Genomic DNA, 19,931 nt, shown 5'->3' on the forward strand with positions numbered 1-19,931 from the left:
GGATTCGGCAACCTCGGTGATGGCAATATCGGGTTCGGCAACTCCGGTAGCGGCAACATCGGGTTCGGCAACACCGGCAACGGCAACTTCGGGTTCGGCAACAGCGGTAACGGCAATATCGGTTTTGCTAACTGGGGTGACAACAACTCTGGTATTGGGCTCTTCGGTAACCACCTGAGCGGTTTTGGTGGGTTGAATGCTGGTAGCGGCAATATCGGGCTGTTCAACTCCGGGAACAACAACATCGGGTTCTTCAACTCTGGTGATGGAAACACCGGCATCGGCAATGCCGGTGACTACAACACCGGTATCGGCAACACCAGCATCGGCAATACCGGTATCGGCAACACCGGCAGCTACAACACCGGCGTCGGCAACACCGGTAGCTACAACACGGGAAGTTTCAACGCCGGCAGCCTCAATACCGGTGATGCCAACGCGGGGGATCGCAACACCGGCAGCTTCAACGGCGGCAGCGTCAACACCGGCTTCGCCAACGCAGGCGACCTCAACACCGGTTCCTTCAACACCGGCAGCATGAACCTCGGTTCATTCATGCTGGCCGACGGCCAAGGCCTTGAGGGCATTACCATCCCGATCAATCTCCCGGCGGTTCCGATCGACCTGGTGGCAGCTACCAACGTGGCCATTCCGATCACCGGGTTCTTCTACCCGATCACCATCCAACCGATCCCGCAGTTCGGCATCCCGGTCAACATGTCGGTTTCCGCCCTCAGTCTTTTCAATGTCGCAGTCGCTGGAACCCTCCTGACCCCAGCGATCGACCCCATCGTTATCAACCCGATCGTCTTGAACGACCTCGCGGTCGGGGCGAACATCCAGATCCCCTTCAACATGAGCCTCCCCGGCCAACTCAACCTCTCGATACCGGGACTGCTCGGTATTGGGAACTCTTCCGGGTCGTTGTCCTCGGGTTTCTTCAACGGAAATTCCAGTGGGACTTCCGGTTTCTTCAACTCCAGCGATCTGAGTTCGGGCTTCGCCAACGCCAACGGGGCGCTGACGTCGGGCTGGTACAACTCCGGGTCGTTGCTGTCGGGCTTCCAGAACCTCGGCAACGCCATCTCCGGTTTCGCCAACACCAGTACGTTGGCGGCCGACACCGCAGCCATGATCTCCGGCGTGGGCAACATCGGCAGCCAGCTCTCCGGCTTCTTGAACGGCCAGATGAGTGCGCTGCAGGCGGCGCTGGCGGCCATCTCGCCGTTGCAGGCCAGCCTCGTCACCACCACCACATAGGCATAGCCCGATCGAGGCCGCCAGTCGGCGTTGCGAGTCGGCGCGTCTTGCCGAGGTGTGTGCCCCGCACCTCGGATGGCGACACTCGATCAACAGCCGCGTGACAGACTGGATCCATGGCTGCGCTGTCGGCGGTGGTGTTCACGCTGAGCGGTTGGCTGGGGCTGTATCTGCTGGCCCGTGATCCGCGCAAGCCGGTGCTGGTATTGGCCTCGATCGGGTTGTGCGGATTCGCCTTGGTGGTGGCGCTGGACGCGGTGCGTAATACCAGCGTGACGCATGCTCACCTGCTCAGCCAGGTCGAGGTGTATCTGGTGGCGGTGCCCGGCGTGGCTTGGTTCGCCGTGCTCCTCGAATTGGCCCGTCCCGCTGACCACCCTAGGGGACGAACCGGCGAGCTGCTGCTGGTCGCCCTCGTCGCCGCACTGACTTTGCTGGCGGCGAGGCTGGCTGGCAACGTCGACGGCCCGTTGCGGCTCGGCCACTGGCTGATGTCCGCGGTGATCTCGCTGTCCACGCTGGGGGCGATGGTGCGTAACGTGGTGCGGCCGGTCCGGCCCGCGCCGGTCACCGGGGCAGTGGTGGTCGCGACGCTGTTCTTCGCGCTGGCCAACGCGATCCTGGTGATCCCGCTCGGTCTGGTGCCGAGTTGGCTGGCCCTGGCATCGACCGGGTTCGACGTGCTGCTGCTTGGTGGCGCGGTGGCCCTGTGGGACGCGTTCGACGAGGGCCAAGCGCTGCGCGCGGACATGCTGCGGTCGTTGGCTGGGTGCGCGGTGGTGACGTTGCTGTTCGGCGGGCAGGCGCTGATCGGTTTGGCCGTCACCCGCACTGATCCCGGCGCGCAAACGGCACTGACGGTGCTGCTGTTCACCAGCCTGGCAATCGCGATCTCGGCACAGGTGCTGGCCGACCCGTTGGCCGGCGTACTGGACCGGCTGACGTTCTCCAAATCGCCCGAACTGCGGGCCGACCGCGCCGCCCTGCGCAACGCCGAGGCGGCGCTGCCGCTGCGCTCGACGGACCCGCTCGACGACATCGACGACGACACATTCGTCCGGCTCACCCGGCGAGCGCTGGGGCACTACGGCGACCTGACAAAACTGGTCGCCAGCCCACTGACCGCCTTGCCGGTGATCAACGAGCGACTGGCGGCCCGCGGCGCTCCCGACCACCCGGTAGAGCGCGCCAACGAGCTCAAAGCGGTCCTCGCCGACGGCATCAGCCGGCTCAAGCCGCGCGACGGCGGCGATTTCGGCACCACCGAACAGTGGCGCTACTACAACTCTCTGTACTTCCCTTACGTCGTCGGAGTACGGGCGTACGCGCAGAACGCCACCGCCGCCGGTCTGGACCCGACCGCCCGGCAGGCCTGGCAATGGCTGGTAACCGAAGTGCCGCAACGGTCCTTGCACAATTGGCAGAACGCGGCGGCGCGGCTGATCGCCGCGGATCTGCGTGGCCGGGTTACTGTTTCCGCCGACTGAGCGATTCTCGCTCGAAGCCCTCGGGCGCTGCCGATACCCCTTTTGACCGTGAGACGGAGAGACCGCTATGCCAGCCAAACCACCACCTGCCAAAGTTGCGCTAACCCTCGAAACTGTTCGGCATTACCTCGCCGAGTTGCGGCGCCGGATGGCGCCGCCGCCAGCCGCGATCATGGAAATGATCATCGACGGGTGGGTGGCGCAGGCGATTACGGCGGCCGCCGAACTCGGCATCGCCGACGCACTGGCCAACGGACCCTTGTCCGCGGAGGAATTGGCTGACGCGGTCAACGCCGACGCCGATGCGATCAGGCGGCTACTGCGGGCGCTGATCGGCCGGGGCATCTTCCGGCAGCGCCGCGATGGCCGCTACGACCTCACTCCGCTCGCGGACACCCTTCGTCGGGATGCGGAGATCCCGATGGCCGGGTGGGCCCGCTGGCTGGGTTCGCCGCAGCACCGCGAGCACTGGAGCCACCTGCCCGACGCCATTCGCACCGGACGATCCGTCGTCCCGGTGCTGCGTGGCAAGCCGACATTTGAATATCTGGCGTCCGAGCCCGAACTCGCCGAGATCTTCAACCAGGCGATGACCGCCGGGTCCGCGCTTTCCATCGGACCGGTGATCGCGGCTTACGACTTCAGCCCGTTCGCCACCATCGTCGACGTCGGTGGTGGCCACGGCCGACTGCTGGCCGAGGTCCTCATCGCGACTCCGGGGGCCCGTGGTGTGCTGTTCGATCAGCCCCAGGTTGTGGCGGGGGCTCCTGCGCTCCTTACCGAACAGGGCGTCGGGGACCGCGTGCGAATCGTCGAGGGTTCGTTCTTCGAGGCGGTACCCGAAGGTGGCGACGCGTACATCATGAAGAGCGTCATCCACGATTGGCCGGACGACGACGCGGTGCGAATCCTGCGCAATGTCCGCGACGCCGCAGCGCCCGGAACTCATCTGCTACTCGTCGAATTCGTCCTTCCCGAACACCACCGGGAGTACGCGGGCAACTGGCTGGACCTGGAGATGTTGCTCGCATTGGATGCCCGCGAGCGCTCGGCCGCCGAGTATGGACGGCTCTTCGAGCGAGCCGGCTACCGCCTGACGCGGGTGGTGCCGACCGCTTCGCCATTCAGCGTGCTCGAGGCCAAGGCGGTGTGATTGGGAATACTCCGCCGAACTCCCTGGTCATTGACTGCGTGGCAGTAATTGGCAGCGCCACGCGTCGATCTGGCAGTGCATCAACGGCACCGTCAAACGTGTTCGACCCGAACCAACGGAGCCAAGGAGAACCCGACATGACCGCAATACACGGTGTGACAGCCCGCCCCCTGTCCGATTCCACCGACTCGCTGCTGCGTTTTGCGATGCGGGCGGACGCCACCCTGACGGGCCTGCTGGGCTTGGTGGTGGCCGCTGCCGCAGACCCGGTGTCGAGGCTGACCGGCCTGACCTCTGGCCAGGAGTACAGCGTGGGCGCGTTCTTCGTGCTCTACGGGCTGGCGGTGTTCAGCCTGGCCGCGCTGCCCGATCTGCGTCGCGCCGGGATCGGCGTGGTCGCGGCGAACATCGTCTACACCGTTGCGGCGATCGCCGCCGCTGAGCTGGTGCCGATGACGGCGATGGGGGTGGGCGCCACGCTGGCCAGTGGCGTGTACACCGCCGCTTTCGCCGGCTTGCAGTACCTGGGAGTGCGCCGCCTGACGGCGTAGCTCCCCTCCCCGCCGATACGGGGCCGCCGCAGCGACGACGCGGTGCGTGCCCCGTATCGGCCTTTCCGTCAGGCGGATTGGGTGGGCTCGCAGCGCTGAGCTACAGCTTGCGCAACCTGAGCCGGTTGATGGAGTGATCGGCGTCCTTGCGCAGCACCAGGGTTGCCCTGGGCCGGGTCGGCAGGATGTTCTCCACCAGATTGGGCCGGTTGATCGACCGCCAGATTTCCTTGGCGGCGACGACGGCCTGCGGATCCGACAACTCCGAGTAGTGGTGGAAGTGTGATTCCGGGTTGGCGAACGAGGTACTGCGCATCGTCAGGAACCGCGACACGTACCACTGTTCGATGTCCTCGATGCGGGCGTCGACGTACAGCGAGAAGTCGAACAGGTCCGAGACCATCAACGTCGGACCGGTCTGCAGGACGTTGAGGCCTTCCAGGATCAGGATGTCGGGGTGGCGCACCACGTGTTTGGCGCCGGGAATGATGTCGTAGCGCAGGTGTGAATACACCGGCGCGCAAGCGTATTCCGAACCCGACTTCACCAGCGTGACAAACCGCATCAACGCACGGCGGTTGTAGCTCTCCGGAAAACCTTTGCGGTGCATCAGGTTTCGCCGATCCAGTTCGGCGTTCGGATAGAGAAAGCCGTCCGTGGTCACCAGGTCTACCCGCGGATGGTGATCCCAGCGCGCCAGCAACGCCTGCAGCACGCGTGCCGTGGTGGATTTTCCGACGGCCACGCTGCCCGCCACGCCGATGATGAACGGCACCGGCCGGTCCGGGTTCTGCTGCGGTTCGCCGAGGAATTCCGCGGTGGCGGCGAACAACCGCTGCCGGGCGGCCACCTGCAGGTGAATGAGCCGGGCCAGCGGCAGATAAACCTCTTCGACCTCCAGCAGGTCGAGCTGTTCGCCGAGACCACGAAGCCCGATCAGCTCCTCTTCGGTGAGGGCCAACGGCGTCGCCATACGCAGCGCACGCCATTGCTTCCGGTCGAACTCCACATAAGGGCTCGGCTCGCTCGGCCGTGGCATTGTGTCAGTCTTGCAGGAACGCGGGTGGCCATTAAACCGGGGCGGTCAAAACGCGATTCCGCTGTGCAGGGGCCCGCTCGATAGACTGACGCCCGTGACTGCTGCACCTGATGCCCGTGTTTCTTCCGCTGTGATGTCCGCTCCGCTCGCCGAGGTCGATCCTGATATCGCCGAGCTGCTGGGCAAGGAACTCGGGCGCCAGCGCGACACCCTGGAGATGATCGCGTCAGAGAATTTCGTGCCGCGTTCGGTGCTGCAGGCCCAAGGCAGCGTCCTGACCAACAAGTACGCCGAGGGCCTGCCCGGCCGGCGTTACTACGGGGGCTGCGAGTACGTCGACGTGGTCGAGAACATCGCCCGCGACCGGGCCAAAGCGCTGTTCGGGGCCGACTTCGCCAACGTGCAGCCACATTCGGGCGCGCAGGCCAACGCTGCGGTGCTGCACGCGTTGATGTCGCCGGGCGAACGGCTGCTGGGCCTGGATCTGGCCAATGGTGGGCACCTGACCCACGGCATGCGGCTGAACTTCTCCGGGAAGTTGTACGAGAACGGTTTCTACGGGGTCGATCCGACGACCCATTTGGTGGATATGGACGTGGTGCGGGCGCAGGCGCTCGAATTCCGTCCGAAGGTGATCATCGCCGGGTGGTCGGCCTACCCGCGGGTATTGGACTTCGCGGCGTTCCGCTCGATCGCCGACGAGGTAGGCGCCAAGTTGTGGGTCGACATGGCGCACTTCGCCGGCTTGGTTGCCGCAGGGTTGCACCCCTCGCCGGTGCCACACGCAGATGTGGTGTCCACCACCATCCACAAGACACTGGGTGGGGGCCGCTCCGGAATGATCGTGGGCAAGCAGGAGTACGCCAAGGCGATCAACTCGGCGGTGTTCCCGGGCCAGCAGGGCGGACCGCTGATGCACATCATTGCCGGCAAGGCTGTCGCGCTGAAGATCGCCGGCACACCGGAGTTCGCCGAGCGCCAGCAGCGGACGCTGTCCGGTGCCCGGATCCTGGCTGAGCGACTGCTGGCCGACGACGTGGCCAAGGCGGGAGTGTCGGTGGTCAGCGGCGGCACCGACGTCCATCTGGTGCTGGTGGACCTGCGGAACTCGCCGTTGGACGGTCAGGCCGCCGAGGACCTGCTGCACGAGGTCGGTATCACCGTGAACCGCAACGCCGTCCCGAATGACCCCCGACCGCCGATGGTCACGTCGGGTCTGCGGATCGGTACGCCGGCCCTGGCCACCCGCGGCTTCGGCGACGCCGAGTTCACCGAGGTGGCTGACATCATCGCCACCGCGCTGGCGGCCGGCACCTCGGCCGACACCGCGGGGCTGCGGGACCGGGTCACGCGCCTGGCCAGGGAGTTCCCGTTGTACGAGGGCCTGGAGGACTGGAGCCTGGTCGGTCGCTGAGTAACCGCCGCCCCGCCAGTCTCGAATACCTGGGCCCGCGGGCCCCTTCGCCGACGGTGAAGCCAGCTTCACGCTCGCGGGCGACTGTGCAGCCAGCTTCACGCTCGCGGGCGACTGCGCAGCCAGCTTCACGCTCGCGGGCGACTGTGCAGCCAGCTTCACGCTCGCGGGCGACTGTGCAGCCAGCTTCACGCTCGCGGCAGTCACGATCGCGCAACTGAGCAGCGACACGCCTGCGCAAATTTGAAAGCGTCTGTGTATACGAGTTACAGTAACCGCATGGCACAGAAACCTGTCGCTAACGCGCTGACACTCGAATTAGAGCCCGTCGTCGAAGCGAACTGGACACGCCACCTGGCGACCGAGAACCTCTGGTTCGCACACGACTACGTACCGTTCGACCGCGGTGTGAACTTCGCATTCCTCGGTGGTCGCGACTGGGAGCCGTCCCAGGCCACGCTGCCTCGGGCGATCACCGACGCGTGCGAGATCCTGCTGCTGCTCAAGGACAATCTCGCGGCCCACCATCGCGAGTTCGTCGAACACTTCATCCTCGAGGATTACTGGGGCCGGTGGATCGGTCGGTGGACCGCCGAGGAACACCTGCACGCCATCGCGTTGCGGCAATATCTGGTGGTGACCCGTGAGGTCGACCCGGTCGAAAACGAGGAGGCCCGGGTCCAATATGTGATGAAGGGGTACCGCGCCGAGACGTACTCGCAGGTCGAGACCCTGGTGTACATGACGTTGAGCGAGCGCTCGTACGGCACCTTCTGCCGCAATCTCGCGGCTCGGATCGAAGAGCCGATCTTGGCCGGCCTCGTCGACAAGATCGCCAAGGACGAGGCCCGGCACGAGGAGTTCTTCGCCAACCTGGTGACCCACCTGCTGGATTACGCCCGCGACGAGACCATCGCCGCGATCGCCGCTCGCGCCGCTGACCTCGAAGTCCCCGGCGCCGACATCGAGGCCTACCGGGACAAGCTGGAGAACGTCGCGGCCGCCGGAATCTTTGACGAGGCGCAGCTGCAACAGGCGATCTCCGAGCGGATCACGGCTTGGGGTCTGGCCGACGAGCCTGCCCTCCGGCAATTCGTCACGGACTAGGTCGAATTCAGCGCCCAGACCGGATTTCGGTGTCTCGGCGCGCCTGCACTGCGGGGATGCGGCCAGCGGAGTAGCGTCGCCGTTGATGGCCAGCGACTTACACCGCTGCCAGGGCGGCACCTCCGGTTTCTGCACCGGTCACCATCAAGGCAGGACCGGCCCCGGTCCTGGTGCCGCGGCCCCCGCCGACACGCTCGCGTGGGTCCGCCCGGGCGTCATTCGCTCGAGGAGCGCCCCGTGACCGAAATCCGGACGTACGTGCTCGACACCTCCGTGCTGCTGTCCGACCCCTGGGCTTGCAGCCGGTTCGCCGAGCATGAAGTGGTGGTTCCGCTGGTGGTAATCAGCGAACTGGAAGCCAAGCGCCACCATCACGAGCTGGGTTGGTTCGCCCGCCAGGCGCTGCGGTTGTTCGACGATCTCCGGCTCGAGCACGGGCGACTCGATCAGCCCATTCCGGTTGGCGCTCAAGGTGGTTCGCTGCATGTCGAGCTCAACCACACCGATCCCGCGGTACTGCCGGCAGGGTTCCGGACCGGCAGTAACGACTCCCGGATCTTGAGCTGCGCCGCCAACCTGGCCGCGGAGGGCAAGCGAGTCACGTTGGTGAGTAAGGACATTCCGCTGCGGGTCAAGGCCGCGGCGGTGGGCCTGGCTGCCGACGAGTACCACGCGCAGGACGTCGTGGCGTCCGGATGGTCGGGGATGCGCGAAATCGAGACGGCCGCCGAGGACATCGCCGCCCTGTTCGCCGACGGTGAGATAGACCTCGCTGAGGCTCGGGACCTGCCGTGCCACACCGGAATTCGATTGCTCGGTGGCAGTTCGCACGCATTGGGCCGGGTCACCCCCGCCAAACGCGTACAACTGGTCCGCGGCGACCGTGAGGTGTTCGGTTTGCGTGGCCGCTCGGCCGAGCAACGGGTGGCTCTCGACCTGCTGCTCGACGAGTCGGTGGGCATCGTGTCGCTGGGGGGGAAGGCCGGCACCGGAAAGTCCGCGCTCGCCCTGTGTGCAGGCCTGGAGGCGGTGCTGGAGCGCCGCACCCAGCGCAAGGTGGTGGTGTTCCGCCCCCTCTACGCCGTGGGTGGGCAGGAACTGGGCTACCTGCCGGGCAGCGAGAGCGAAAAGATGGGCCCGTGGGCGCAGGCGGTCTTCGACACCCTCGAAGGCCTGGCCAGTCCCGCGGTGCTGGAGGAGGTGCTGTCCCGCGGCATGCTCGAGGTGCTGCCGCTGACTCACATCCGGGGCCGCTCGTTGCACGACTCGTTCGTCATCGTCGACGAAGCGCAGTCCCTGGAACGCAACGTGCTGCTGACGGTCTTGTCCCGGCTGGGTAGCGGGTCCCGGGTGGTGCTCACCCATGACATCGCACAGCGCGACAACTTGCGGGTTGGCCGCCACGACGGGGTGGCGGCGGTGATCGAAAAGCTCAAAGGGCATCCGCTGTTCGCTCACATCACGCTGCTGCGCAGCGAGCGGTCACCGATCGCTGCCCTGGTCACCGAGATGCTCGAGGAGATCACCGGGCCACACTGACGGTGCGGTCGGCGCGTCGGTTTTCGGTAAGCTGCACGCGTGCCGAAACGACCCGACAACCAGGCCTGGCGCTACTGGCGCATGGTCTCGGGTGTCGTTGCCGCGGCGGCTGTGCTGGTGATCGGCGGCCTGACCGGGCACGTCACCCGCGCCGACAGTCTCGACTGCTCGACGGTCAAGTGTGTGGCGCTGACCTTCGACGACGGCCCCAGCCCCTACACCGACCGGTTGTTGCAGATCCTGCGAGGCAACGACGCTAAGGCCACGTTCTTCCTGATCGGCAACAAGGTGGCGGCCAACCCGGCGGGCGCCAAGCGGATCGCCGAGGCCGGAATGGAAATCGGCAGCCACACCTGGGAACACCCCAACATGACGACGATCCCGGCCGGGGATGTCGCCGGTCAGTTCTCGAAGGCCAACGATGCGATCGCCGCCGCGACGGGCCGCAAGCCCGGCCTCTACCGTCCGGCCGGCGGGCTGTCCAATCCGATGGTCCGGCAAACCGCAGCCACCTTCGGCCTGGCCGAAATCCTCTGGGACGTCATCCCTTTCGACTGGGCTAACGACTCGAACACCGCGGCCACCCGGCAGGTGCTGATGACCCAGATCAAGCCGGGATCGGTGGTGTTGTTCCACGACACCTATTCCAGCACCGTCGATCTGGTGTACCAGTTCATCCCAGTGCTCAAAGCCAACGGCTACCGCCTGGTGAGCGTCAGCGAACTGCTGGGTCCGCGGACCCCCGGCAGCAGTTACGGCAGCCGGGACAACGGACCGCCCGCCAACGTCCTGCACGACATTCCTCCCGGGGACATCCCCGGGTTGCCGAACACTCCGTCGCCCAAGCCGATGCCGAACCTGCCGATCACGGACATACCCGGGCAGAACTCGGGCGGGCCGAACAACGGTGCCTAGGGGCGAGACGCAGGCGCCGAAGTCCGTCGCCCGGCTGTCGGTCCGGTACGGAACCGACCTGGCCCTGGCCTACCTTCTTGCCGCGGTCGACGCAGTCGCCATTTTGATCCCGCTGCGGGGTCAAACGTCGCTCGCCAACGCCGGTTTCGCCGAGCAGAACACCGGATTGGTGGCAATGCTGATCCTGGTCGGCGTAGCCGGTGTCGCGGTGGGCGGGGCGGTGATCCTGGCGCCCACCTTGCGCTGGTACGTCGACGGGCGGGAGCCCACCGAGAACGAACGGGACGCCGCGATGAAAATCGCCGGCCGGCAATCCACCTTGCTCGCGGCGGTCTGGGTTACCTGCGGGGGGGTCCTGATCCTGCTGAACCGCAACGGCGGGGCGGCACTGTTGGTACCCATCTTCTTGGGTCTGGTGCTCGGCGGCGCTGCCGCCGCGGGCACCGGACTGTTACTTGGGCAACGCACCCTGCGGCCCATCATGTCGGTTGCCACTCGTGGCCGTGAACCACGCATGACGGTCCCCGGCGTGTTCGCGCGGCTGGTGCTGCTGTGGTTTCTGTGCAGCGCCATCCCTTTCGCGGTGATAGCGGCATTGGTCGTGCTGCGTTCCTACGGCGTGCTCATCGACAAGTCGACGTCACTGGATGTGCCGGTCCTGGTGGTGTCGCTGGCCGCGCTGGTGTTGGGTCTGCCGACCATGATCCTGACATCCCGATCGATTTCGGACCCGGTGGGCGAGGTGGCCGACGCCATGGCCGAGGTCGAGCACGGCCACATCGATACCTATGTGGGGGTCTACGAGCGCTCTCAAATCGGGCGCCTGCAAACCGGATTCAACCGGATGGTCGCGGGCCTGGAGGAACGCGACCGGATCCGGGACCTGTTCGGCCGCCACGTCGGAACCGATGTCGCCCGCCGCGCCCTGGAGCAAGGATCCTCGCTTTCCGGTGACGTGGTGGAGGCCGCGGTCCTCTTCATCGATCTGGTTGGTTCCACGCGGCTCGCGGAAAGCCTGCCGCCGCAACAGGTTGCTCAGGTGCTCAACGATTTCTTCCGGATCGTCGTCCGCACCGTCGACGACCACCAGGGGCTGATCAACAAATTCGAGGGCGACGCCGCGCTGGTCGTATTCGGCGCCCCGCTGTGGACGAAGGACCCGGCGTCCTCGGCGCTGGCGACAGCGCGAGCCCTCGGCGACAAGCTGCGCCAACTCCCGGTGGATTTCGGCATCGGCGTCTCGGCCGGACGAGTCTTCGCCGGCAACATCGGTGCCGAAAATCGTTACGAATACACGGTAATCGGCGACGCCGTCAACGAGGCGGCCCGATTGGCTGACCTCGCCAAGACATCCGAACAGCGAAGTCTGTGTTCCGGCTCGGCGCTGGACCGCGCCGACGACGCCGAGCGCAGGCACTGGTCCGGAAGCTATTCCACCGTCCTGCGCGGCCGCTCCGAACCGACTCATGTATCCGCGCCGACCCTTGCGGGATAGCGGATTACTTCTTCGAAACCTTCAGGGCTCCAACGACATTGTTCAACGTGGTGGCCGACGCCGCGTCGCCGATGGCGACCGCGCCGAGGAAGATGGTGACCGGTTTGGTGTCGACCGCCACGATCGTCACCGAATCACCTTTCACGCCGCGGGTGGTGTCGGCGATGGTGATGTCAGCGTCCACCCGCGCGGCCTTGACCCCGTCAACGGTCAGCGACGACGTCTTCTTGGGCCCGAGTGTGGGCGACACCTGGTTGTAGCCGGGGCCGTTGGCGATGCAGTCCATCAACTTCGATGCCTGCGCGTTGACGTCCATGCTGGTCACGAAATTCGTGATGGCGACCTCCAGCTGCATCATCCATTGGTTGGCGCCGGGCACCTCCTGGCCCAGGCCGGCCGCTTCGATCAGGTTCGGGTTCTGGTCGTCCACGAACGGCGACCATCCGGGCGCCACACTGGCGGGGAAGGACAGCTTGCCCGCGCTGACGGTGTCCCCGGTGGGCTTGTTGCCGCCCGACACGTTGGGGGTGCAGTCGGTGGCGGTCTGCAGTGAATTCTGCGGAGCCGAGGTCGCGACGCTCGTCGTCTCCGACGGACCGGCCGAAGGCTTTTCGTCACCGCTGTTGAGATTGACCGCCAGGATCACCACCAGCACGATGACGCCCAACACCGCGATGCCGGCGACGATCAGCCAGGGCAGCTTGGAGTTGGACGGCGGCGGTCCGGGCGGGTAGGCGCCAGGCTGCCAACCGGGCGGAACCTGTTGTCCTGGTTGAGCGTACGGCTGATAGCCAGGCTGGCCGTAGGGATCGGTGCCGGGTGGATACTGGCCGCCAGGTGGGGGGTAGGGGTACTGGCCGCCCTGCGGCGGCCCCTGGGGCTGGCCCTGCGGCTGGCCACCCCAATGCGGTTGCTGGCCATATGGATTGGCGCCATACGGATCCTGACCGTAGGGATCCTGACCGTACGGGCCGCTGGGGGGAACCGTCATTGCTGAATACCCTCACTCTCACCGGTCGCCCCCGTAGAGGCAACCATGCAATCGCGACCCGCAGTCATCCGCGGACCGCCGATCCTTGCCTAGTCGGTCGCTTCGACCTTGGCCATTGCCAACACGTCGAGGCGCCGATCCAACTCCTCGATCGACAACTTGTCGCCGATCAGGCCACGGTCGATGACAGTCTGCCGGATGGTCTTGCGTTCCTTGAGCGCCTGCTTGGCCACGGCGGCGGCCTCCTCGTAACCGATAGCCGAGTTCAGCGGCGTCACGATGGAGGGCGACGACTCGGCCAGCTCGCGCAGGCGATCGACATTGGCCTGCAGCCCCACGATGCAGCGCTCGGCGAACAGTCTTGAGGCGTTGGTCAGCAACTTGAACGACTCCAGGATGTTGCGGGCCATCATCGGGATGTAGACATTGAGTTCGAAGGCACCGCTGGCACCACCCCAAGCGACGGCGGCGTCATTGCCGATCACCTGAGCCGCGACCTGGGTAACCGCTTCCGGCAGCACCGGATTGACCTTGCCTGGCATGATCGAGCTGCCCGGCTGCAGATCCGGTAGCTGAATTTCGGCCAGCCCGGTCAGCGGGCCCGAACCCATCCAGCGGATGTCGTTGGCGATCTTGGTCAGCGACACCGCGATGGTGCGCAGTGCGCCGGACGCCTCAACTAGACCGTCCCGCGCCGCCTGAGCTTCGAAAGAGTTTGTCGCCGTGCGAAGTTCGGGCAGTCCGGTGGACTCCACCAGCACCGCCACCACTCTGGCACCGAATCCTTCCGGGGCGTTCAGGCCGGTTCCGACGGCGGTGCCGCCGATGGCGAGTTCGCCGAGACGGGGCAGCGTCGCCCGCACTCGTTCGATGCCGGCCTCGATCTGACGGGCATACCCGCTGAATTCCTGGCCGAGGGTGACCGGGACGGCGTCCATCAGATGCGTGCGACCCGACTTCACCACCGTCTGCCATTCCAAAGCCTTGTCGGACAACGCGTTCTGTAACACCTGCAGCGCCGGAATGAGGTGGGTCACCGCGGCTTCGGTGGCTGCGATGTGGGTCGCGGTCGGGAACGTGTCGTTGGACGACTGCGACATGTTGACGTCGTCGTTGGGGTGCACCTTCACCCCGTTGGCGGCCGCGATGCTGGCGATCACCTCGTTGGTGTTCATGTTGGAACTGGTGCCCGAACCGGTCTGGAAGACATCGATCGGGAACTGGTCGTCGTGCCGGCCGTCGGCGATCTCCGCGGCCGCGGCGATGATCGCGTCGGCTTTCTCCGGCGCCAGCAGCTCCAGGTCCTTGTTCACCTGCGCGCAGGCACCCTTCAGCAGACCCAGGGCGCGGATCTGGGCGCGCTCCAGCGGGCGCCCCGAGATCGGGAAGTTCTCCACCGCTCGTTGAGTTTGGGCGCGCCACAATGCTTTCGCCGGCACCCGGACCTCACCCATGGTGTCATGCTCGATGCGGTATTCGGTGTCGTTATCGCCGGCGTCAGCGGCCATGGGTGCCTTCCTTTTCGTGCGGGTCGGTCAGGGTTGTGCGGGTCCGTCAGGGTCGTGCGGGTCGGTCAGGGTTGTCCCCGGTCCGGGATGCGCGGGTCGATCAGGGCAGGGGATAGGCGGCATTGGTGTCGCCGGTGAAGTCGATCGCGGAGTATTCGTTGAGCTTGGACAGCCGGTGGTATGCCTCGATCATCCGTACGGTGCCCGACTTCGACCGCATCACGATCGATTGAGTGGTGCAGCCCCCGGGCTGATAGCGCACGCCCTTGAGCAGATCCCCATCGGTCACGCCGGTGGCGCAGAAGAAGACGTTCTCCCCAGACACCAGGTCGTTGGTGGTCAGCACCCGCTCCACGTCGTGGCCGGCATCGAGGGCCTTGCGACGTTCCGCCTCGTCCTTGGGCGCCAGCTGCGCCTGGATCGCGCCGCCCATGCAGCGGATGGCGGCAGCGGTGATGATGCCCTCCGGGGTGCCGCCGATACCGGCAAGCATGTCGGTGCCCGAGCCCGGCCGACACGCAGATATGGCGCCGGCAACGTCACCGTCGGTGATCAATCTGATGCGTGCACCCGTGTCGCGGACGTCGGCAATCAACTGCGCGTGCCGCGGGCGATCCAGAATGCAGACCGTCATGTCGGCTACCGACAAAGCCTTGACCTTGGCCACCGCCCGGACGTTCTCGGCTATCGGCGCGGTGATGTCCAGCACGTGCGCCGCCTCCGGACCCACCGCGATCTTGTTCATGTAGAAGACGGCCGACGGATCGAACATGGCCCCCCGGTCGGCGACCGCCAGTACCGAGATGGCATTGGGCATGCCCTTGCTCATCAGCGTGGTGCCGTCGATGGGGTCGACGGCGAAGTCGCATTCGGGGCCGTCGCCGTTGCCGACCTCTTCACCGTTGTAGAGCATCGGCGCTTCGTCTTTTTCGCCCTCGCCGATCACCACGACGCCGCGCATCGACACCGAATTGACCAGTTGGCGGATCGCGTCGACCGCGGCACCGTCGCCGCCCTCCTTGTCGCCGCGGCCGACCCACCGTCCCGCCGCCATGGCGCCGGCCTCGGTGACGCGGACCAGTTCCATGGCCAGGTTGCGGTCGGGGGCTTCGCCGCGCGACTGGCGCGCGGGGGACGAGCTGGGGGTCGCGGCCGTGCTTGCCGGCGAGCCGGGTCCCTGTGCAGTCATGGTTGGGATTCTCCCAGAAGCGGAACACTCGGCTGGAGCTGGGATACTCGGGGAGTGACCACTGAGCCGCATCCGACTCCCAAGCCGGCCAAGCCGCGGTTGTTGCAGGACGGTCGCGATATGTTCTGGTCGCTGGCGCCCCTGGTGGTCGGCTGCATTCTGCTCGCGGGCATGGTCGGCATGTGTTCGTTTCAGCCGGGCGGGACGAATCGGGGGACCGTGCCGTCCTACGACGCCTCGTCGGCTTTGCGCGCTGACGCCGCGACGCTGGGTTTTCCGATCCGGCTGCCCCAGCTGCCTGCCGGTTGGCAACCGAATTCGGGCGGGCGCGGGGGTATCGAGGATGGGCGCACTGATGCGTCTGCGGGTCAACGGTTGCGTGCGTCGACATCGACTGTGGGCTTCATCAGCCCCACCGGCCTGTATCTGAGGCTGACCCAGAGCAATGCCGACGAGGACAAGCTGGTCGGATCCATCCACTCCGGTATGTATCCGAGTGGAACGGTCGATGTCGCGGGGACCAGTTGGGTGGTCTATCAGGGTGCCGATGAAAAAGGTTCGCTCGAGCCGGTATGGACGACCCGGCTCGCCAGTCCGGCCGGTCCCACCCAGGTGGCGATCACCGGTGCCGGCACGCCCGAGCAGTTCCGTACCCTTGCCGCGGCTACGCAATCGCAGCAGCCGTTACCGTCTCGCTAGCCGAACTACCGCCAGGAGGTCGATCGGTGACCGCACCAGAAGCAGATCTCGCCGGCTGGTCGGTCGCGCCGTTCAGCGCTGCTGGCTACACCCATGACGTCTACCGCAAGGGGTCCGGTCCGGGCGTGGTGCTGATCCCGGAGCTGCCCGGGATTCACCCTGGCGTGCTGGGCCTGGGCAATCACCTGGTGGACAGCGGTTTCACGGTGGCCATACCGTCACTGTTCGGTAAGCCGGGGCGGCCGGTGTCCATGCCCTATCTGGTCGCCGCGATCGGGCGGGCATGTGTGGCACGAGAATTCGCGGCGATGACCACCGACACGCAACGGCCGGTAGCGGTGTATCTGCGTGCACTGGCCCGCGACCTGAACGCGTCTACCCCGGGCCTGGGTGTCGGCGTGATCGGCCAGTGCTTCACGGGCGGCTTCGCGTTGGCCGCTGCCGTCGACGACAGCGTGCTGGCCCCCGTGCTCAGTCAGCCGTCGGTGCCCTTCCCGCTGACCGCCAAACAGCGCCGCGACCCCGGACTCAGTGCCGCCGAACTGGGCGTCGTCGCGGATCGCTGCACCGATCAGGGCTTGTGCGCGTTGGGATTGCGATTCAGCGCGGACAAGTTGTCGCCGGGTGAGCGGTTCACCACCCTCAAGCAGCGGCTCGGCGATGCGTTCGAGGTGATCGAGATCGATTCCGGTCCCGGCAACGAACACGGGTTCACCCGCGCGGCTCACTCGGTGCTCACCGATGAGGTGCGTGAAGTCGACGGCCACCCGGCTTACGAGGCGCGCAAGCGCGTCGTCGAGTTCCTCACTCAGCGGCTGACTTAGTCTGTCGCGGCGCCGCCTTGTGCCACCAGCGGCGGCGCACGGGTGGCTCGTCAACCGGCTTGAACTCCACGCCCTTGTACACCGCGAGGTAGACGTCGATGGTGGTGACGATCAGGATCATCAGCACCGGTCCGATGATGATGCCCCACGGCCCGAACATCCGGATACCGGCGAACACCGACAGCAGCATCAGCGCAGAGTTCAACCGGGCCTCGCGGGGTACCAGGATTGGTCGCAGAAAGTTGTCGATGTTGGTGACCACTACAAAGTGGAACAGCACCACGAATATGCCGCCGCCGATGTTGCCGAAAATGGCCATGCCGATGCCGAACGGAATGGTCAGGATCCCCCCGCCGAGCGGAATGATCGACAGCGCGGTCAGCACGATCGCGAAGATGAAGAAGCCCTGGTGGAAGCCGGCGAGGTAGATCGAGGCCGCGCCGGCGACGCCCTGGCAGAAGGCGATGACGAATTGGCCGTTGACGGTGCCACGCACCATCGACCCCATTTTCTTCAGATAGAGGTCAGTGACGTCTTCACCGAGGGGGTTGAGTTGGGCGATCAACGTCCGAATCTTTTCCCGGTGCACCAACAGAGCGACGAATACGTACAAGAAGATGATGGCCGAGGTGATGGTGCCCGCCAAGCTGCCGGCAGTGTGCTGCAACACTCCCAAAAACCAGTGGCCGATGCTCTGGGCGGCCGAGACGATCGCCTTGCGGAGCATCTCGGCGCTGATCGTGAGGTGGACGAACGGCACTTTGCCCAGCAGCTCGTTGACCAGGTGCAGGGATTTGTCGCCCAGCGTGCTGAGGTCGGTCGACTTCACCCAGTCGGCGACCGAGTCGACCATGCGGGCGATCTGCACGATTGCCAGCGCGACCAGCAGCCCTACTGGCACGATCACGATGGCCAGCGCCGAGAGCAGGGTGCAGGTGGCCGCCAGGCCGGTGTTGAAGCGTTTTTTGAGCCATTCGAATAGCGGCGTGAACAGATACGCGCCGACAGCGGCCACTACAATCAGCACGAAATAGTCGCGCAGAAAATAGGCGCCGAACAGCACGGCAATGAGGGTGAAGATCGCCAGGGCTCGCTTCTGGGTAAGCGTGAACTCGGTGTTCATTGGAAGAACCGGGCCGCCCTCCGCGTCGGTGTTGCGCGCTCCGTAACTTTAGCCCCGCTCGCCAGCAGGACCAGCAGGACCAGAAGACCAGCAGGACCAGAAGGAAAGTATGACTGTCGTCGAGACCACCCACGGGCCCGTCCGGGGTTCCACGGACGGTCGCGTCACGATCTGGAAAGGCATCCGGTATGCGGCGCCCCCCGTGGGGGACCTGCGGTTCCGGGCGCCGGAGCCCCCCGAGCGGTTCACTGAGGTCTTCGACGCCACCAGCTTCGGACCGGCTTGTCCGCAGCCGGTGGTTCCCCGGATGCCGCTCGATCTGGGTGCCCCGCTGGGTGAGGACTGTTTGCGGCTGAACGTCTGGGCGCCCTCCGGCACCGAGGCGGGCGCGGCAAAACCTGTGATGGTGTGGTTGCACGGGGGCGCATATGTCCTGGGGTCGGCCAGTCAGCCGCTCTACGACGCCCGCGCGCTGGCAAGTAGTGGCGACGTCGTAGTGGTGACGCTCAATTACCGGCTCGGCGCACTGGGTTTTCTGGATCTGTCGTCGTTCAGCAGCTGGCAGCGGCCGTTCGACACGAATATCGGGTTGCGCGATGTGCTGTTCGGCCTGGCCTGGGTCCGCGACAACATCGCCGCCTTCGGTGGCAACCCGGACAACGTGACGCTGTTCGGCGAGTCCGCCGGCGCCGGCCTGGTCACCACGCTGCTCACCAGCCCGGCGGCCGAGGGTTTGTTCGTCCGCGCCATAGCGCAGAGCTCACCGGCCACCTCGGTTTACGACCGCGACAGGGGACGCCGCGTCGCCCTGGCCGTGCTGGACAAGCTGGGACTCGACGCATCCGAAGCGCGGCAGGTTGCCGAGGTGCCGTCGTCGGTCCTGGTCGCGGCCACCCAACAGGTGTTCGACGAAGTGCCGGTCAGCAACCCCGGGACCTTGGCATTCGTCCCGATCGTCGACGGGGACCTGCTGCACGACCTGCCCGTCAAGCTGGCCCAGGAAGGCCGGTCGCTCCCGATCCCGCTGGTCATCGGCACCAACAAACACGAGGCGGCGCTGTTCCGGCTGATGCGCTCGTCGCTGATGCCGATCACCCCCCGCGCCATCACCTCGATGTTCGACCAGATCAGCGCCGAACAGCCCGACCTGCAACTGCCCTCGGTGGATGAGATCGGTTCGGCGTATTCGGGCCGCCGAAAGGCGCGCACCGTCCGGATGGCCACCGACATCGGCTTCCGGATGCCCACGGTGTGGTTGGCCGACGGACACAGCGCGGTGGCGCCGGTTTACATGTACCGGTTCGACTACGCCACGCCGTTGTACAAGGTTTTGTTGGTCGGCGCCGCGCACGCCACCGAACTGCCGTACGTGTGGGGCAATCTCGGCGGTCCGCAGGACCTGACGTTGAAGCTCGGCGGGGCCAAGACCGCGACCGCTGTCTCCACCCGGATGCAGACGCGGTGGATCAACTTCGCCACCCAGGGCAGTCCCGACGGTCCGCCTGGAGAGCCGCGCTGGCCGCGATACCAAGCCGACGATCGCACCTGTCTGGTCATAGGCAAACACGACGCTGTACACGACGTCGACGCCCGCATTCGTGGCGCGTGGGGCGACCAGTTGGTCAGTTTCCGTTAGC

16 protein-coding genes and 1 pseudogene are annotated in these 19,931 nt (G+C 66.1%); 12 read left to right on the forward strand and 5 right to left on the reverse strand.

Annotation, left to right across the window (positions count from 1 at the left end):
* The 4 genes and pseudogenes from A5636_RS22015 to A5636_RS22030 all read left to right on the forward strand — a co-directional run.
* Positions 1-1,260, forward strand: a pseudogene (locus tag A5636_RS22015) (hypothetical protein); the annotation flags it as partial.
* Between the two features lie 116 nt (positions 1,261-1,376).
* On the forward strand, positions 1,377-2,747 hold the full coding sequence (locus A5636_RS22020) for a hypothetical protein (protein ID WP_065160760.1): 1,371 nt from the start codon (positions 1,377-1,379) through the stop codon (positions 2,745-2,747).
* Positions 2,748-2,814: 67 nt separating this feature from the next.
* Positions 2,815-3,900 carry a methyltransferase gene (locus A5636_RS22025; RefSeq protein ID WP_065160761.1) on the forward strand — a complete coding sequence of 362 codons (1,086 nt, stop codon included), beginning with the start codon at positions 2,815-2,817 and terminating at the stop codon, positions 3,898-3,900.
* 137 nt (positions 3,901-4,037) lie between these two features.
* On the forward strand, positions 4,038-4,451 hold the full coding sequence (locus tag A5636_RS22030; RefSeq protein WP_065160762.1) for a hypothetical protein: 414 nt from the start codon (positions 4,038-4,040) through the stop codon (positions 4,449-4,451).
* Positions 4,452-4,551: 100 nt separating this feature from the next.
* Here the strand turns inward: A5636_RS22030 and coaA are convergent, their stop codons facing one another.
* Entirely contained in the window at positions 4,552-5,490 is a 939-nt protein-coding gene (gene coaA, locus A5636_RS22035) for a type I pantothenate kinase (RefSeq protein ID WP_065160763.1), read from the reverse strand.
* Between the two features lie 133 nt (positions 5,491-5,623).
* On the opposite strand from coaA, the gene glyA reads away from it, so the two are divergent.
* The 5 genes from glyA (at position 5,624) to A5636_RS22060 (ending at position 11,960) form a co-directional block, all read left to right on the forward strand.
* Entirely contained in the window at positions 5,624-6,904 is a 1,281-nt protein-coding gene (gene glyA / locus A5636_RS22040; protein ID WP_065160764.1) for a serine hydroxymethyltransferase, read from the forward strand.
* A 279-nt stretch (positions 6,905-7,183) separates the two neighbouring features.
* Positions 7,184-8,011, forward strand: coding sequence for an acyl-ACP desaturase (locus A5636_RS22045; protein ID WP_065160765.1), 828 nt, complete (start codon positions 7,184-7,186; stop codon positions 8,009-8,011).
* A 237-nt stretch (positions 8,012-8,248) separates the two neighbouring features.
* The gene (locus A5636_RS22050) at positions 8,249-9,550 is read left to right on the forward strand and encodes a PhoH family protein (protein WP_065160766.1); all 1,302 of its coding nucleotides are present in this window, start codon (positions 8,249-8,251) and stop codon (positions 9,548-9,550) included.
* A 39-nt stretch (positions 9,551-9,589) separates the two neighbouring features.
* Positions 9,590-10,465: a polysaccharide deacetylase family protein gene (locus A5636_RS22055; protein ID WP_065160767.1), complete on the forward strand. Its 876-nt coding sequence runs from the start codon at positions 9,590-9,592 to the stop codon at positions 10,463-10,465.
* A gap of 58 nt (positions 10,466-10,523) precedes the next feature.
* Positions 10,524-11,960 carry an adenylate/guanylate cyclase domain-containing protein gene (locus A5636_RS22060; RefSeq protein ID WP_065160795.1) on the forward strand — a complete coding sequence of 479 codons (1,437 nt, stop codon included), beginning with the start codon at positions 10,524-10,526 and terminating at the stop codon, positions 11,958-11,960.
* Between the two features lie 4 nt (positions 11,961-11,964).
* Here the strand turns inward: A5636_RS22060 and A5636_RS22065 are convergent, their stop codons facing one another.
* The 3 genes from A5636_RS22065 to glpX form a co-directional block, all read right to left on the reverse strand.
* Positions 11,965-12,951 carry a hypothetical protein gene (locus tag A5636_RS22065; protein WP_065160768.1) on the reverse strand — a complete coding sequence of 329 codons (987 nt, stop codon included), beginning with the start codon at positions 12,949-12,951 and terminating at the stop codon, positions 11,965-11,967.
* An 89-nt stretch (positions 12,952-13,040) separates the two neighbouring features.
* Positions 13,041-14,459, reverse strand: coding sequence for a class II fumarate hydratase (locus A5636_RS22070; RefSeq protein WP_065160769.1), 1,419 nt, complete (start codon positions 14,457-14,459; stop codon positions 13,041-13,043).
* 100 nt (positions 14,460-14,559) lie between these two features.
* A complete protein-coding gene (gene glpX, locus A5636_RS22075) occupies positions 14,560-15,648 on the reverse strand; it encodes a class II fructose-bisphosphatase (protein WP_065160770.1) in 1,089 nt (362 codons plus the stop codon).
* Between the two features lie 54 nt (positions 15,649-15,702).
* Between glpX and A5636_RS22080 the strand changes: the two genes are divergently transcribed.
* Together A5636_RS22080 and A5636_RS22085 are read left to right on the forward strand one after the other, a co-directional pair.
* The gene (locus A5636_RS22080) at positions 15,703-16,347 is read left to right on the forward strand and encodes a DUF4245 domain-containing protein (RefSeq protein ID WP_065160771.1); all 645 of its coding nucleotides are present in this window, start codon (positions 15,703-15,705) and stop codon (positions 16,345-16,347) included.
* A gap of 26 nt (positions 16,348-16,373) precedes the next feature.
* On the forward strand, positions 16,374-17,171 hold the full coding sequence (locus A5636_RS22085; RefSeq protein ID WP_065160772.1) for a dienelactone hydrolase family protein: 798 nt from the start codon (positions 16,374-16,376) through the stop codon (positions 17,169-17,171).
* Here the strand turns inward: A5636_RS22085 and A5636_RS22090 are convergent.
* Positions 17,152-18,294 carry an AI-2E family transporter gene (locus A5636_RS22090; RefSeq protein WP_065160773.1) on the reverse strand — a complete coding sequence of 381 codons (1,143 nt, stop codon included), beginning with the start codon at positions 18,292-18,294 and terminating at the stop codon, positions 17,152-17,154. The genes A5636_RS22085 and A5636_RS22090 overlap by 20 nt on opposite strands.
* A 109-nt stretch (positions 18,295-18,403) precedes the next feature.
* Here A5636_RS22090 and A5636_RS22095 point away from each other — a divergent pair, with 109 nt between their 5' ends.
* Positions 18,404-19,930 carry a carboxylesterase/lipase family protein gene (locus A5636_RS22095; RefSeq protein WP_065160774.1) on the forward strand — a complete coding sequence of 509 codons (1,527 nt, stop codon included), beginning with the start codon at positions 18,404-18,406 and terminating at the stop codon, positions 19,928-19,930.
* The last annotated feature ends 1 nt before the right edge of the window (position 19,931 follow it).

It is taken from the genome of Mycobacterium asiaticum, assembly GCF_001673315.1.
Classification (GTDB): Bacteria; Actinomycetota; Actinomycetes; order Mycobacteriales; family Mycobacteriaceae; genus Mycobacterium; species Mycobacterium asiaticum_B.